The organism is Pseudomonas sp. MBLB4123 (assembly GCF_051904775.1).
In the GTDB taxonomy this organism is placed as follows: Bacteria; Pseudomonadota; Gammaproteobacteria; order Pseudomonadales; family Pseudomonadaceae; genus Aquipseudomonas; species Aquipseudomonas benzenivorans_B.
In genome coordinates this window covers 176,012-188,501 of sequence record NZ_CP196711.1, presented here as the reverse complement: position 1 = coordinate 188,501, position 12,490 = coordinate 176,012, and the positions used below count along the sequence as shown (strand labels likewise).

Sequence of the window (12,490 nt, the reverse complement as noted above, 5' to 3'; positions counted from 1 at the left end):
CATGAGCAAGACCCTGTACGGCATCAAAGCCTGCGACACCATGAAGAAGGCCCGCACCTGGCTCGACGAGCACGGCGTGGACTATGCCTTTCACGACTACAAGGCCGTCGGCATCGACCGCGGCAACCTGGAGAAGTGGTGCGCCGAGCACGGCTGGGAGACCGTTCTCAACCGCGCCGGCACCACCTTCCGCAAGCTGGACGAGGCGCTGAAAGCCGAGCTCGACCAGGCCAAGGCCATCGAGCTGATGCTCGCCCAGCCGTCGATGATCAAACGCCCGGTGCTGGACCTGGGCGACCGCACCCTGGTCGGCTTCAAGCCCGAGCGCTACGCTGCGGCGCTGGCCTGACCCCCGGAAGCGCATCATGGATATCGCCTGGCTGCTGTTCATCCCCGCCTGCTTCGCCCTGAACCTGGCGCCGGGACCGAACAACCTGCTGTCGCTGAACAACGCGGCGCGCCAGGGCCTGCGCGTCGCCTGTCTGGCCGCCTGCGGGCGGCTGCTGGCGTTCGCCGGCATGATCGCCCTGGCGGCGTCCGGCCTGGCCCTGGTGCTGCAGGCCTCGGCCGGCCTGTTCCTGATCCTCAAGCTGCTCGGCGCGGCCTACCTGTTCTGGCTGGCCTTGCAGCTGTGGCGGGCACCCTCGGCGGCGCTCGACGGCCGGGCCGGCGCGCCGCGCCAGGCGCTGTGGTCCCTGTGTCGCCAGGAATTCTGGGTCGCCGCCGGCAACCCCAAGGCCATCCTGATCTTCACCGCGTTCCTGCCGCAGTTCGTCGATTCGCAACAAGCGGTGGCGCAGCAGTTCGCCGTCCTCGGCCTGGCCTTCCTGCTGCTGGAATGGCTGGCCGTGCTGCTCTATGCGCTGGCCGGCCTGCACCTCGGCCGCCTGTTCGCCACGCCCCGGGCGCGGCGCCTGTTCAACCGTGGCTGCGCCGCCCTGCTGGGCGGCGCCGGCCTGGGCCTGCTGCTCAGCCGCCGGCCCGCCTGACCCACCCTATTTCAGCAAGAGGAAACCCCATGTCCACCCAAGTCTTCAGCGTCGCCTTCGGTGTCGGCACCCAGAATCGCCAGGGCGCCTGGCTGGAAGTGTTCTACGCGCAGCCCCTGCTCAACCCGGCCGCCGAGCTGGTCGCCAAGGTTGCCGACAAGCTCGGCTACAGCGGCGGCAACCAGGCGATCGCCTTCAGCACCAGCCAGGCCGGCGAACTGGCCGAGGCCCTGAAAGGCGTCGACGCCGTCCAGGCCAAGCTGCTGACCCGCCTGGCCGAGAGCCACCAGCCGCTGGTCGCCACCCTGCTCGCCGAGGATGCCGCGCCGGTCAGCACCCCCGAGGCCTACCTCAAGCTGCACCTGCTCTCGCACCGCCTGGTCAAGCCCCACGGCGTCAACCTCTCCGGCATCTTTCCGCTGCTGCCCAACGTGGCCTGGACCAACCAGGGCGCCGTGGACCTCGGCGAACTGGCCGAGCGCCAGCTGGAAGCACGCCTGAAGGGCGAGCTGCTGGAGGTCTTCTCGGTGGACAAGTTCCCGAAGATGACCGACTACGTGGTGCCGGCCGGCGTGCGCATCGCCGACACCGCCCGCGTACGCCTGGGCGCCTACATCGGCGAAGGCACCACGGTGATGCACGAGGGCTTCGTCAACTTCAACGCCGGCACCGCGGGCCCAGGCATGATCGAGGGCCGGGTCTCGGCCGGGGTGTTCGTCGGCAAGGGCTCTGACTTGGGCGGCGGCTGCTCGACCATGGGCACCCTGTCCGGCGGCGGCAACATCGTCATCTCCGTGGGCGAGGGCTGCCTGATCGGCGCCAACGCCGGCATCGGCATCCCCCTGGGCGACCGCAACACCGTGGAGTCCGGCCTGTACATCACCGCCGGCACCAAGGTCGCGCTGCTCGACGACCAGGGCCAGCTGGTCAAGGTGCTCAAGGCCCGCGAGCTGGCCGGCCAGCCGGACCTGCTGTTCCGCCGCAACTCCCAGAGCGGCGCGGTGGAGTGCAAGAGCCACAAGTCGGCGATCGAGCTGAACGAGGCCCTGCACGCGCACAACTGAGTTCAGCCTGACGGATGCGGCCGCGCCGTCATCCGCCCTGCGAACCGAGCGCGTGCGATAATAGACAGGCCGGGCTTATGCCCGGCCTGTCTATTTACACTCAGCCTATTTCCCAGCAGTGCCCACGCCCATGTCCCTGAATTCCCCCTGGCGCGCCGACTTCCCCGGCATCCTGGCCCTCGAAGCCGAGGGCCAGACCTATCTGGACAGCGCCGCCACCGCCCAGAAGCCCCAGGCCGTGCTGGATGCCCTGCTGGACTACTACGCCGGCGGCGCGGCCAATGTACACCGTGCCCAGCACCTGCCGGGCGAACGCGCCACCCGCGCCTTCGAGGCGACCCGCGGCAAGGTCGCGCACTGGCTGAATGCCGCCGAGGCGAGCCAGGTCATTTTCACCCGCGGCGCCACCGAGGCTTTCAACCTGCTGGCCTACGGTCTGGAGTCCGAGTTCCAGGCCGGCGACGAGATCGTCGTCAGCGCTGCGGAACACCACGCCAATCTGCTGCCCTGGCAGCAGCTGGCCCGACGCCGCGACCTCGAGCTGGTAGTCCTGCCGCTGGACGACCGGGGCCTGATCGACCTGGAGCAGGCCGCCACGCTGATCGGCCCGCGCACCCGCCTGCTGGCGCTCAGCCAGCTGTCCAATGTGCTCGGGGTGTGGCAGCCGCTACGCGAACTGATCGCCCTGGGCCAGGCCCAGGGTGCGCTCTGCGTGGTCGACGGCGCCCAGGGTGTGGTCCACGGCCGCCACGACCTGCAGGCGCTGGACTGCGACTTCTACGTCTGCTCCAGCCACAAGCTCTACGGCCCCGATGGCGTCGGCCTGCTCTATGGCCGCGCCGACGCCCTGCGCCGTGTCAGGCATTGGCAGTTCGGCGGCGAGATGGTGCAGCTGGCCGACTACCAGAGCGCCGAGTTCCGCGCCGCGCCCCTGGGCTTCGAGGCCGGGACCCCGCCGATCGCCGGGGTCATCGCCCTGGGAGCCGCCCTCGACTATCTGGCCGAGTTGGACGGCGCCGCCGTGACCGGCCATGAGGCGGCGCTGCACGCCAAGCTGCTCGCCGGCCTGGCCGCACGCGACGGCATCCAGCTGCTCGGCGCCCCGCGCGTGGCCCTGGCCAGTTTCGTCGTCGACGGCGTGCATAACGCCGATCTGGCCCAACTGCTGACCGAGCAGGGCATCGCCGTGCGGGCCGGGCATCACTGCGCCATGCCACTGATGCAGCGGCTCGGCCTGTCCGGTGCCGTGCGCGTGTCGCTTGGCCTGTACAACGACGGCGCGGACCTGGAGCGCTTCTTCGCCGCCCTCGACGCCTCCCTGGAACTGCTGCGATGAGCCTGCCGCCCAGCGCCCGGCAAGCCCTCGAGGCCTTCCAGCAGTGCCCCGGCTGGGAACAGCGCGCACGCCTGCTGCTGCAGTGGGGCGAGCGCCTGGCGCCGCTGACGGAAATTGAGCGCTGCGAGGCCAATCGCGTGCACGGCTGCGAGAGCCAGGTGTGGCTGACCGCCGAATGCCGCGACGGTTGCTGGCAGTTTCGCGCCTTCAGCGATGCCCGCCTGCTCAGGGGGCTGCTGGCGGTGCTGCTGGCGCGGGTCGACGGCCTCGGCGCCGCGGAACTGTCCGCCCTCGACCTGGCCGACTGGTTCGAACGACTGGGGCTGGCCCGCCAGCTGTCGCCGTCGCGCAGCAATGGCCTCAACGCCGTGCTGCAGCGCATGCGCCAGCTGGCGGCGGAGCACTCGGAGGACTAGGACGTTCTCGCCGCGCGCTCGGCCGGCCGCCGCGCACCGGCCACCAGCTTGTCCACCGTCTTGGCCACCGCGGCCATGCCGAAGCTGGCGGTGACCATCATCACCGCGCCGAAGCCGCCGGCGCAGTCGAGCTTCACCCCCTCACCGACGAAGCCCTTGGCCTGGCACACGGTGCCGTCCGGCTTGGGATAGCGCAGCTGCTCGGTGGAGAACACGCAGGGCACGCTGTAGGTGCGCCCCGGGGTGCGCGAGAAGTTGTACTCGCGGCGCAGCACCGAGCGCACCTTGGCCGCCAGGGGGTCGTTGAAGGTCTTGTTGAGGTCGGCGATCTGGATCTGCGTCGGGTCGACCTGCCCGCCCGCACCGCCGGTGGTGACGATCTGGATCTTGCGCCGCTTGCACCAGGCGATCAGCGCGGCCTTGGCGGCCACGCTGTCGATGCAGTCGATCACCGCATCCAGCTGCTCGGTGATGTACTCGGCCATGGTCTCGCGGGTGACGAAGTCGGCCACCGCGTGCACCACGCAGGCCGGGTTGATGGCGCGGATGCGCGCGGCCATGGCCTCGACCTTGGCCTGGCCGACCGCGCCGTCCAGCGCGTGCACCTGGCGGTTGGTATTGGTGATGCAGACGTCGTCCAGGTCGAACAGGGAGATCTCGCCCACCCCGGAGCGGGCCAGGGCCTCGGCGGCCCAGGAACCGACGCCGCCGATACCGACCACCGCGACATGGGCGGCCAGCAGGCGCTCGGCGCCCTCGCGCCCATAGAGACGGGCGATTCCGGCAAAGCGTTGTTCGTCGAACGGCATTTCTCACCTCAACAGCCAGAATTCGAGCAGGCGCGCATTATAGCGACCCGGGCCCGACCTGCAGCCACCCGAGACGTCCTTGCCCCATCCGGCGGCGCTCCGGCCTTTGCTGCCTAGCGGCGGCCCATGACGGCGATTTTGCTTTAAGATGGCGGGCTTTCCGCTAGACGCCGCCCTGGAGCCGTAATGACTGCCCCCGCCCCGTCCCTCTCCGCCACCCTGGAGCTCGCCTGCGACCTGATCCGCCGCCCGTCCGTCACCCCGCTCGACGAAGGCTGCCAGGCACTGATGATGCGCCGCCTCGAAGCCGTCGGCTTCGCCGTCGAGCCGATGCGCATCGAGGAGGTGGACAACTTCTGGGCCAGCCACGGCGAGCAGGACGGTCCGGTGCTGTGCTTCGCCGGGCATACCGACGTGGTGCCCACCGGCCCGCTGCAGGCCTGGCAGCACCAGCCGTTCGACGCGCTGATCGACGAGCATGGCATGCTCTGCGGCCGCGGCGCCGCCGACATGAAGGGCAGCCTGGCGTCGATGATCATCGCGGTGGAGCGCTTCGTCGCCGACCATCCGCGGCACAAGGGGCGCATCGCCTTCCTGATCACCAGCGACGAGGAAGGCCCGGCCCAGCACGGCACCAAGGCGGTGATCGAGCGCCTGGCGGCACGCAACGAGCGTCTGGACTGGTGCATCGTCGGCGAGCCCTCGAGCACCTCGCTGGTCGGCGACGTGGTCAAGAACGGCCGCCGCGGCTCCCTCGGCGCCACCCTCACAGTGCGCGGCGTGCAGGGCCACGTGGCCTACCCGCACCTGGCCAAGAACCCCATCCACCTGGCCGCGCCGGCCCTGGCGGAACTGGCCGCCGAGCACTGGGACGACGGCAATGCCTTCTTCCCGCCGACCAGCTTCCAGCTCTCCAACCTCAATGCCGGCACCGGCGCCACCAACGTGATTCCCGGCGAGCTGCGGGCGATCTTCAACTTCCGTTTCTCCACCGAATCCACGGTCGAGGGCCTGCAGAAGCGCGTCGAGGCGATCCTCGACAAGCACGGCCTGGACTACCACGTGGAGTGGGCGCTGTCCGGCCTGCCGTTCCTCACCGAGCCGGGCGCCCTGCTGGATGCCGTGGCCGCCAGCATCAAGGCGGTGACCGGCCGCGAGACTACCCCCTCGACCTCCGGCGGCACCTCGGACGGGCGCTTTATCGCCACCCTGGGCACCCAGGTGGTCGAACTCGGCCCGGTCAACGCCACCATCCACCAGATCAACGAGCGGGTGCTGGCCAGCGACCTGGATGTGCTGACCGAGATCTACTACCAGACCCTGGTCAAGCTGCTCGCCTGATGCTCACCTGCCCCCTCTGCCAGGGCGCCCTGAGCGCGGTCGACCATGGCGTGACCTGCCCGGCCGGGCATCGCTTCGACCGCGCCCGCCAGGGCTACCTGAACCTGCTGCCGGTGCAGCACAAGAACAGCCGCGACCCGGGCGACAACGCCGCCATGGTCGAGGCCCGGCGACGCTTCCTCGACGGCGGCCACTATGCGCCGCTGGCCGCACGCCTGGCCGAACTGGCCGCCGCGCGCAACCCCGCCGCCTGGCTGGATATCGGCTGCGGCGAGGGCTACTACAGCGCACAGGTCGCCGAGCGCCTGCCCGAGGCCCGGGGCTATGCCCTGGACATCTCCCGCGAGGCGGTCAAGCGCGCCTGCAAGCGCGCGCCGCGACTCGAGTGGCTGGTGGCGAGCATGGCCCGGGTGCCCCTGGGCGACGCCAGCTGCCAGCTGCTGGCCAGCGTGTTCAGCCCGCTGGACTGGCAGGAGGCCAGGCGCCTGCTCGCCCCCGGTGGCGGCCTGCTGCGCATGGGCCCCAGCCGCGAACACCTGATCGAGCTGCGCCAGAAACTCTACGACCAGGTGCGCGACTACGACGAGCAGAAGCACCTGGAACTGATCCCGGACGGCATGGGTCTGGCCCACAGCGAGACCCTGAGCTTCAAGTTGCAGCTGGCCGATGAGCAGGCCCGCGCCGACCTGCTGGCCATGACGCCCCACGGCTGGCGCGCCAGCGCCGAGCGACGGGCCGCGGTGATCGCCGCGCCCTTCGAGGTGACGGTCGCCATACGCTACGATTGGATCGAGAAACTCTAGGCTGACCCGAAATGGAAGCGAGCATGCGCCAACCGGATATCGAGATTTACCTGAAGGATGCCGAGCAACAGGCCGTCACCGACTGGCTGGGCCAGGCCCTGGGCCCCTGCACGCCCTGGCAGCAGAAGGGCCAGACCTTCAAGTGCCGCGCCGGCGACATACCGGTGACCTGGCTGCCCAAGGCCGTCGGCAAGTGGCACAGCCTGTACCTGGAGAGCGACGCCACGCCCTGGGCGGACGACCTGGCCTGCGCCCAGGCGGCCTGCGCCGCCCTCGGCGTCGAGGTGCGCTGCGCCCCCGGCGGCTGGCAGGAGGAGGAAAGCGACGAGCAGGCCGACCGCTGGCTGCGCATCAGCGCCGAGGGTGTCGAGGAGATCACCTGGCGCACCGGCTGAGCCCCGGAGCAGGTCGCAGAAACGAAAAAGCCCGTCAACGACGGGCTTTTTCATGGGGAGGCGGCTCAGAGCGCGGAAACGTCTTCCGCCTGCAGGCCCTTCTGGCCCTGGGTCACCGCGAACTCGACCTTCTGGCCTTCGACCAGCGTGCGGTGGCCTTCACCGCGGATGGCGCGAAAGTGCACGAACACATCGGCGCCGCTCTCACGCTGGATGAAGCCATATCCCTTGGAATCATTGAACCACTTGACGGTTCCTGTCTCACGATCAGCCATTACCACTCTCCAACTCGCAGTTTTTATTGTCCCGTAAAGGCGCTTCGACGGTTCGACGCGAACGTTGCTCCAGGCATTGCCATCGCCGGCCGATCCTGGCCTGCAACGGCGCTTGCGACGGCATCCCGACAACGACCGCTCCCGGAGTATAAAGCAAGGCCGATAGCTGAAAAGCACTTTTTTGCCAGGCCCGCAGGCCATACCGGACAAGGCTTGCAGCGTTATTCTGCGCTCCGGGAACACGGCCGCGGCGGCAGCCAATCGGTGCCGCCGCGCTGCGCCGTCACCCCTGCCGGCGACGCCGCCACAACCACAGCGCCAGCACGCCGAGGGTCAGCAGCAACGGCACCAGGGCGATGTTGACGAATTTCAGGGTCCGCCCCAATGCCTCGATATCGGCATTGAGCTGGTAACGCACCTCGCGCAGCTCCTTGCGGATCTTCAGCTTCTCCGCCAGGAACTGCTGCACCGTGGCCTGCTGCTCCGGGGTCAGCTCCAGGGCCTTGCTCGGGTCGTCGCTGCGCTGCAGGGCGGCGAGCTTCTGTTCGGTGTCGGCCAGGCGCGTCTGCAGGGCCTGCTCCTTCTCGCGGAAGCGTGCCTCGGCCTCGCGCTGCAGGTCCTCCACCACCTCGAACGGCCGGCTGAAGCGGCCGCGCGAGCGCACGCTGATCAAGGCATCCGAGCCGGCCAGGTTGTCCAGGGCGTTGATCGCGAAGCCGGCGTTGTCGGCCCAGGGCTGGGGGATGCGCTGGCCGAAGAAGTCCTGCACCTGCACCCACATGCGGTCTGTCAGCAAATCGGTGTCGGCGACCACTATGACGTTGATGTTGTCCGCCTGCTTGAGGCCGTCCTTGCGCCCCTCGATGCCGTCCGGATAGGCCGACTGCGCCGGGCCGCTGATGCGCGCGGCGAGGGCATAGCGCTCGCCGGTCGGCTGCAGCTCGCGGATCAGCTCCTCCGGGTTGCGCAGCAGGGCGAAGCGCTTGACGTCGAAGGGCATGGCGTACTGCGAGCTCTGGATCAGCGGCACGAAGCGGGTCTTGGCGTCCTCCAGCGGCTCGAGCAGGCCGGCGGTGGCCAGGGTCAGGTTCTCCAGCGCCGCGGTGGCGATATCGTCGGCGTCCAGGGCGTTCTTCGGCAGGCTCAGCCAGGCGGCATGGCGCACCGGCCGCTGGCCCTGACCCATGCTCACCGACATGGCGTAGGCACCATCGCCGAGCACCTGGTCCGGCCGCAGGCGCAGGCCCCAGGCCGGCAGCAGCGGGCCCAGGTCGGAGGACTTGTCGACGGCTATCTCCCCGGGCAGCTCGGCCTGGGTGTCGGCCTCGCTGAACGGGTCGACGAAGGCCAGCAGCTTGCCGCCGCGCAGGACGAACTGGTCGATGGCATAGAGGGTCTGCTCGGGCAGCTGCTTCGGGTGCACCAGCAGCAGCACCGAGACGCTTTCCGGAATCTGGTCGATGTCGCGCCTGAGGCTCTCGATCTTGAACAGCTGGCGGATCTCCTCCATCACCATCCAGGGCGGCGTCGGCTGCCGGGCCTGCATGTCGAAGCCACCGTTGATCTGCAGCCCCGAGAGCACGCCGACCACCGGCCGCTCGGGCTCGGCCAGGCTCTGCACCAGGCGGCTGAGTTCGTACTCGAGGAACTCCTCCTGGTCCAGGGCGAAGAACGGGATGACCTGGGTGTCGCCCCGGGCGTTCTTGCCGGCCAGGCCGAAGTAGAGGGCGTCGCCGCCCTGCTGCAGCGGGATGCCCTGCAGGCCGAACTCGGCGGCCTTGTCCTCGTCCTCGGAGAAGGGCGCCGGATCGATGATCCTGAGCACCAGCTTGTCGCCGGCCACGCGCTGGTAGGCCTTGAGCATCTCCTCGACGCGCTTGGCATAGGTGCGCAGCGCCGGCAGGTCCTTGGCGATGCTGTCGGAGTAGAAGAAGCTCAGCTCGATCGGCTGCTCCAGCTCGCCGAGGATCTGCTCGGTGCCGGCGGACAGGGTGTAGAGCTTCTGCTCGGTGAGGTCCAGGCGCGCGCCGCTCAGGCTCAAGCCGGAAACCAGGTTGAAGGCGAGAAACGCCAGGGCGATGAGCACCAGCCCGGCGCTGGAATACATCAGCTTTTTCATCGGCACGGGTCCTCAGTCGGCTTTCTTCAGGTCGATGACCACCGCGGTCGCGGCCAGCCAGGCGGCGATCAGGGTGAGGAAGTACAGCAGGTCGCGCAGATCGATCACGCCCTTGCTGATGGCCTCGAAGCGGGTCAGGAAACTCAGCGAGGCCACGGCATCGACCAGCCACTGCGGCGCCCAGCCGCTGAAGGCGTCGAGCACCATGGGAAAGCCGCTGACGATGAACAGGAAGCACAGGCCCACGGCGAGGATGAAGGCGATCACCTGGTTCTTCGCCAACGCCGACATGCACGAACCGATCGCCAGGTAGGCCCCGGCCAGCAGCCAGCTGCCGATATAGCCGGTGAGGATGGCGCCGTTGTCCGGCTGGCCCAGGTAGTTGACCGTCAGCACCATGGGGAAGGTCAGCAGCAGGGCCAGGCCGGTGAAGGCCCAGGCGGCGAGGAACTTGCCGCCGACCGCCTCGAAGCGGCTGATCGGCAGGGTCATCAGCAGCTCGATGGAGCCGGACTTGCGCTCCTCGGCCCACAGACGCATGGCGATGGCCGGCACCAGGAACAGGTACAGCCAGGGGTGGAAGTTGAAGAACGGCGCCAGACTGGCCTGGCCGCTCTCGAAGAAGCCGCCCAGGTAGAAGGTGAATACCCCGGACAGCACCAGGAAGATCAGGATGAAGACATAGGCCAGCGGCGTGGCGAAATAGCTCGCCAGCTCGCGCTTGAAGATGACCGGCAACTGCGTCATAGCATTTCCCCTCGGGTCAGGCTGCGGAACACCTCGTCCAGGCGCCCACGCTCGACATTCAACTCCTTGACCTTCCAGCCGCGTTCGGCGATCAGCCCATTGACCTGGGGGAAGATCACTTCGCCCGGCTTGGCCAGCACGCTCAGGCCATGCTCGCGGGCGTTCTCCTCCACCCCGGCGACGCCCGGCAGGGCCGCCAGTGCGGCCTGGTCCAGCGGCTCCTCGGCGACCAGGGTCACCGCCTGGTGGTAGCGCGAGCGGCTCTCCAGTTCCAGCGGCGTGCCGTCGGCCAGCAGCTTGCCCTGGCCGATGACCAGCGCGCGGGTGCACACCGCCGTGACCTCCTCGAGGATGTGGGTGGAGATGATGACGATCTTGTCCTGAGCCAGGCTCTGGATCAGCTTGCGCACCTGGTGCTTCTGGTTCGGGTCGAGGCCGTCGGTGGGCTCGTCGAGGATCAGCACCCGGGGATCGTGGAGGATCGCCTGGGCCAGGCCGACGCGGCGCTTGAAGCCCTTGGACAGGGTCTCGATGGACTGCTCCAGGACCTTGTCCAGCTCGACCTGGGCCACCGCCCTGGCCACCCGCTGCTGCTTCTCAGGTCCGCGATAGCCACGGATCTCGGCGATAAATTCGAGGAAGCCGCGCACCGACATGTCGCCGTAGCAGGGCGCGCCCTCGGGCAGGTAGCCGATCTGCCGCTGGGCCTTGCGGCAGTCCTGCTGGATGTCGCAGCCGAGGATGCTGGCGCTGCCGGAGGTTGGCGCGAGGAAGCCGGTGAGCATCTTCATGGTCGTGGACTTGCCGGCACCGTTGGGGCCGAGGAAGCCCAGCACCTCGCCCGGCTGGACGCGGAAGGACAGATCGTCCACCGCGGTGTGCTGTGCAAAACGCTTCGTAAGATTGTTTATCTCGATCATGGTCTCTCACCATCGCGGTCAAACCCTGTCCGCTACCCGTACGGCAGCGAGACGGGCCTGCAAAAATGCCGCCGCACTATAAAAAGACAGATACCGGGGTTGCAACCGAACAGCGGCCTCGGACATTTACCGGAGGTTACCGCCGCCAACAGTGGCGTTTAACGATCCAACGGGCTCAACACCGCCAACCCGCCGCGATTGAGCACATGGGTGTAGATCATGGTGGTCTTCACATCCGAGTGGCCCAGCAACTCCTGTACGGTGCGGATGTCCTGGCCGCTTTCCAGCAGGTGCGTGGCAAAGCAGTGGCGCAAAGTATGCGGCGAGACCTGCTTGACGATGCCGGCTTCCCCGGCCGCGCGTTTGAAGCTCCGCTGAACGCGCTTCTCATCCAAATGATGACGCCGCACCGCCCCGCTGCGAGGATCGACCGACAGACCGGATGCCGGGAACACATACTGCCACCCCCACTCCACCGGCGCTCGTGGATATTTGTGCGCCAGTGCAAATGGTAGCCAGACATCACCACGACCCTGTTCCAGCTCGGCCTTATGGGTTGCTCGCACCACAGCCAGGTGCCGACGCAGGGGTTCCAGCAAACGCTGCGGCAGCATAGTGACGCGATCCTTCATGCCCTTGCCATCGCGTATGAGGATTTCACGGCGCGAGAAATCCACATCCTTAATCCGCAAGCGCAGCACTTCCATTAGGCGCATGCCTGTGCCGTAGAGCAGGCTGCAAACCAGCCAGAGTTCGCCATCGAGCGCTGCCAGGATTCGACGCACCTCCTCAATCGACAAGACCACGGGCAACCGCTGCGGCTTCTTCGCCCGCACGACATCGGCCAGCCAGGGCAAGTCGAGCGCCAGCACCTCCTTATAAAGAAACAGCAAAGCGGACAACGCTTGATTCTGCGTGGATGCCGAAACATTGCGCCTTACCGCCAGCTCGGTAAGAAAGGCCTCCACCTCGGCAGCGCCCATATCCAGGGGGTGACGATACTGGTGAAAGCGGATAAACCGCTTTACCCACTCGCAATAGACTCGCTCGGTACGGATGGAGTAGTGTTTGAGCCGAATTCGCTCACGCATCTGATCGAGCAGACGAGGCTTGCCGTCCATGGTGCATAACCTCCCAAATCGGTCGTCCTGACCGGGAAAGCACCAGCCTAGACAGGGAGCAGAGGTATGACAAGGAAGGTTATCCACCAGTCCCGTTCGGGAAGTTATGCACCAGTTGGTGTCTATTTATAGTTAGGTGTTTATGGAAATCACAC

General features: G+C 67.8%; 14 protein-coding genes. 8 read left to right on the top strand and 6 right to left on the bottom strand.

The window, feature by feature from the left end; all coding sequences use genetic code 11:
• Position 1: 1 nt before the first annotated feature.
• The 5 genes from ACSX1C_RS00900 (at position 2) to ACSX1C_RS00880 (ending at position 3,805) form a co-directional block, all read left to right on the top strand.
• Positions 2-349, top strand: a complete 348-nt coding sequence (locus tag ACSX1C_RS00900) for an ArsC family reductase (RefSeq protein WP_439887839.1) — start codon at positions 2-4, stop codon at positions 347-349.
• Positions 350-365: 16 nt separating this feature from the next.
• Positions 366-989 carry a LysE family translocator gene (locus ACSX1C_RS00895; protein ID WP_439887838.1) on the top strand — a complete coding sequence of 208 codons (624 nt, stop codon included), beginning with the start codon at positions 366-368 and terminating at the stop codon, positions 987-989.
• A gap of 29 nt (positions 990-1,018) precedes the next feature.
• Positions 1,019-2,053 carry a 2,3,4,5-tetrahydropyridine-2,6-dicarboxylate N-succinyltransferase gene (gene dapD / locus ACSX1C_RS00890; RefSeq protein ID WP_439887837.1) on the top strand — a complete coding sequence of 345 codons (1,035 nt, stop codon included), beginning with the start codon at positions 1,019-1,021 and terminating at the stop codon, positions 2,051-2,053.
• A gap of 130 nt (positions 2,054-2,183) precedes the next feature.
• Positions 2,184-3,389, top strand: a complete 1,206-nt coding sequence (locus ACSX1C_RS00885; protein WP_439887836.1) for an aminotransferase class V-fold PLP-dependent enzyme — start codon at positions 2,184-2,186, stop codon at positions 3,387-3,389.
• Positions 3,386-3,805, top strand: coding sequence for a SufE family protein (locus tag ACSX1C_RS00880; RefSeq protein WP_439887835.1), 420 nt, complete (start codon positions 3,386-3,388; stop codon positions 3,803-3,805). Before ACSX1C_RS00885 ends, ACSX1C_RS00880 begins: the two co-directional genes overlap by 4 nt.
• Here the strand turns inward: ACSX1C_RS00880 and tcdA are convergent.
• Entirely contained in the window at positions 3,802-4,614 is an 813-nt protein-coding gene (tcdA, locus tag ACSX1C_RS00875) for a tRNA cyclic N6-threonylcarbamoyladenosine(37) synthase TcdA (RefSeq protein ID WP_439887834.1), read from the bottom strand. The genes ACSX1C_RS00880 and tcdA overlap by 4 nt on opposite strands.
• Positions 4,615-4,800: 186 nt before the next feature.
• On the opposite strand from tcdA, the gene dapE reads away from it, so the two are divergent.
• From dapE to ACSX1C_RS00860, 3 genes are read left to right on the top strand one after another with little or no spacing between them, the layout of a single operon-like run.
• Positions 4,801-5,955, top strand: coding sequence for a succinyl-diaminopimelate desuccinylase (dapE, locus tag ACSX1C_RS00870; protein WP_439887833.1), 1,155 nt, complete (start codon positions 4,801-4,803; stop codon positions 5,953-5,955).
• Positions 5,955-6,758, top strand: a complete 804-nt coding sequence (locus ACSX1C_RS00865) for a putative RNA methyltransferase (RefSeq protein WP_439887832.1) — start codon at positions 5,955-5,957, stop codon at positions 6,756-6,758. Before dapE ends, ACSX1C_RS00865 begins: the two co-directional genes overlap by 1 nt.
• Positions 6,759-6,781: 23 nt before the next feature.
• Positions 6,782-7,153: a hypothetical protein gene (locus ACSX1C_RS00860; protein ID WP_318642904.1), complete on the top strand. Its 372-nt coding sequence runs from the start codon at positions 6,782-6,784 to the stop codon at positions 7,151-7,153.
• Positions 7,154-7,218: 65 nt separating this feature from the next.
• On the opposite strand, the gene ACSX1C_RS00855 is transcribed toward ACSX1C_RS00860, so the two are convergent.
• The 5 genes from ACSX1C_RS00855 to ACSX1C_RS00835 all read right to left on the bottom strand — a co-directional run bounded on the left by ACSX1C_RS00855 (position 7,219) and on the right by ACSX1C_RS00835 (position 12,335).
• The gene (locus tag ACSX1C_RS00855) at positions 7,219-7,428 is read right to left on the bottom strand and encodes a cold-shock protein (protein ID WP_318642905.1); all 210 of its coding nucleotides are present in this window, start codon (positions 7,426-7,428) and stop codon (positions 7,219-7,221) included.
• Positions 7,429-7,711: 283 nt separating this feature from the next.
• Entirely contained in the window at positions 7,712-9,547 is a 1,836-nt protein-coding gene (locus tag ACSX1C_RS00850; RefSeq protein WP_439887831.1) for a GldG family protein, read from the bottom strand.
• Between the two features lie 12 nt (positions 9,548-9,559).
• Positions 9,560-10,294: an ABC transporter permease subunit gene (locus tag ACSX1C_RS00845; RefSeq protein ID WP_318642907.1), complete on the bottom strand. Its 735-nt coding sequence runs from the start codon at positions 10,292-10,294 to the stop codon at positions 9,560-9,562.
• On the bottom strand, positions 10,291-11,214 hold the full coding sequence (locus ACSX1C_RS00840) for an ABC transporter ATP-binding protein (protein ID WP_439887830.1): 924 nt from the start codon (positions 11,212-11,214) through the stop codon (positions 10,291-10,293). The genes ACSX1C_RS00845 and ACSX1C_RS00840 overlap by 4 nt, the downstream gene beginning before the upstream one ends.
• 158 nt (positions 11,215-11,372) lie before the next feature.
• Entirely contained in the window at positions 11,373-12,335 is a 963-nt protein-coding gene (locus ACSX1C_RS00835) for an integron integrase (RefSeq protein WP_439887829.1), read from the bottom strand.
• Between the last annotated feature and the right edge of the window lie 155 nt (positions 12,336-12,490).

Coding starts and splice junctions, on each gene's coding strand:
- ACSX1C_RS00865 (WP_439887832.1), top strand. CDS start 5,955: ATGCTCACCTGCCCCCTCTGCCAGGGCGCCCTGAGCGCGGTCGACCAT.
- tcdA (WP_439887834.1), bottom strand. CDS start 4,614: ATGCCGTTCGACGAACAACGCTTTGCCGGAATCGCCCGTCTCTATGGG.
- ACSX1C_RS00845 (WP_318642907.1), bottom strand. CDS start 10,294: ATGACGCAGTTGCCGGTCATCTTCAAGCGCGAGCTGGCGAGCTATTTC.
- ACSX1C_RS00860 (WP_318642904.1), top strand. CDS start 6,782: ATGCGCCAACCGGATATCGAGATTTACCTGAAGGATGCCGAGCAACAG.
- ACSX1C_RS00900 (WP_439887839.1), top strand. CDS start 2: ATGAGCAAGACCCTGTACGGCATCAAAGCCTGCGACACCATGAAGAAG.
- dapE (WP_439887833.1), top strand. CDS start 4,801: ATGACTGCCCCCGCCCCGTCCCTCTCCGCCACCCTGGAGCTCGCCTGC.
- dapD (WP_439887837.1), top strand. CDS start 1,019: ATGTCCACCCAAGTCTTCAGCGTCGCCTTCGGTGTCGGCACCCAGAAT.
- ACSX1C_RS00895 (WP_439887838.1), top strand. CDS start 366: ATGGATATCGCCTGGCTGCTGTTCATCCCCGCCTGCTTCGCCCTGAAC.
- ACSX1C_RS00850 (WP_439887831.1), bottom strand. CDS start 9,547: ATGAAAAAGCTGATGTATTCCAGCGCCGGGCTGGTGCTCATCGCCCTG.
- ACSX1C_RS00855 (WP_318642905.1), bottom strand. CDS start 7,428: ATGGCTGATCGTGAGACAGGAACCGTCAAGTGGTTCAATGATTCCAAG.
- ACSX1C_RS00835 (WP_439887829.1), bottom strand. CDS start 12,335: ATGGACGGCAAGCCTCGTCTGCTCGATCAGATGCGTGAGCGAATTCGG.
- ACSX1C_RS00880 (WP_439887835.1), top strand. CDS start 3,386: ATGAGCCTGCCGCCCAGCGCCCGGCAAGCCCTCGAGGCCTTCCAGCAG.
- ACSX1C_RS00885 (WP_439887836.1), top strand. CDS start 2,184: ATGTCCCTGAATTCCCCCTGGCGCGCCGACTTCCCCGGCATCCTGGCC.
- ACSX1C_RS00840 (WP_439887830.1), bottom strand. CDS start 11,214: ATGATCGAGATAAACAATCTTACGAAGCGTTTTGCACAGCACACCGCG.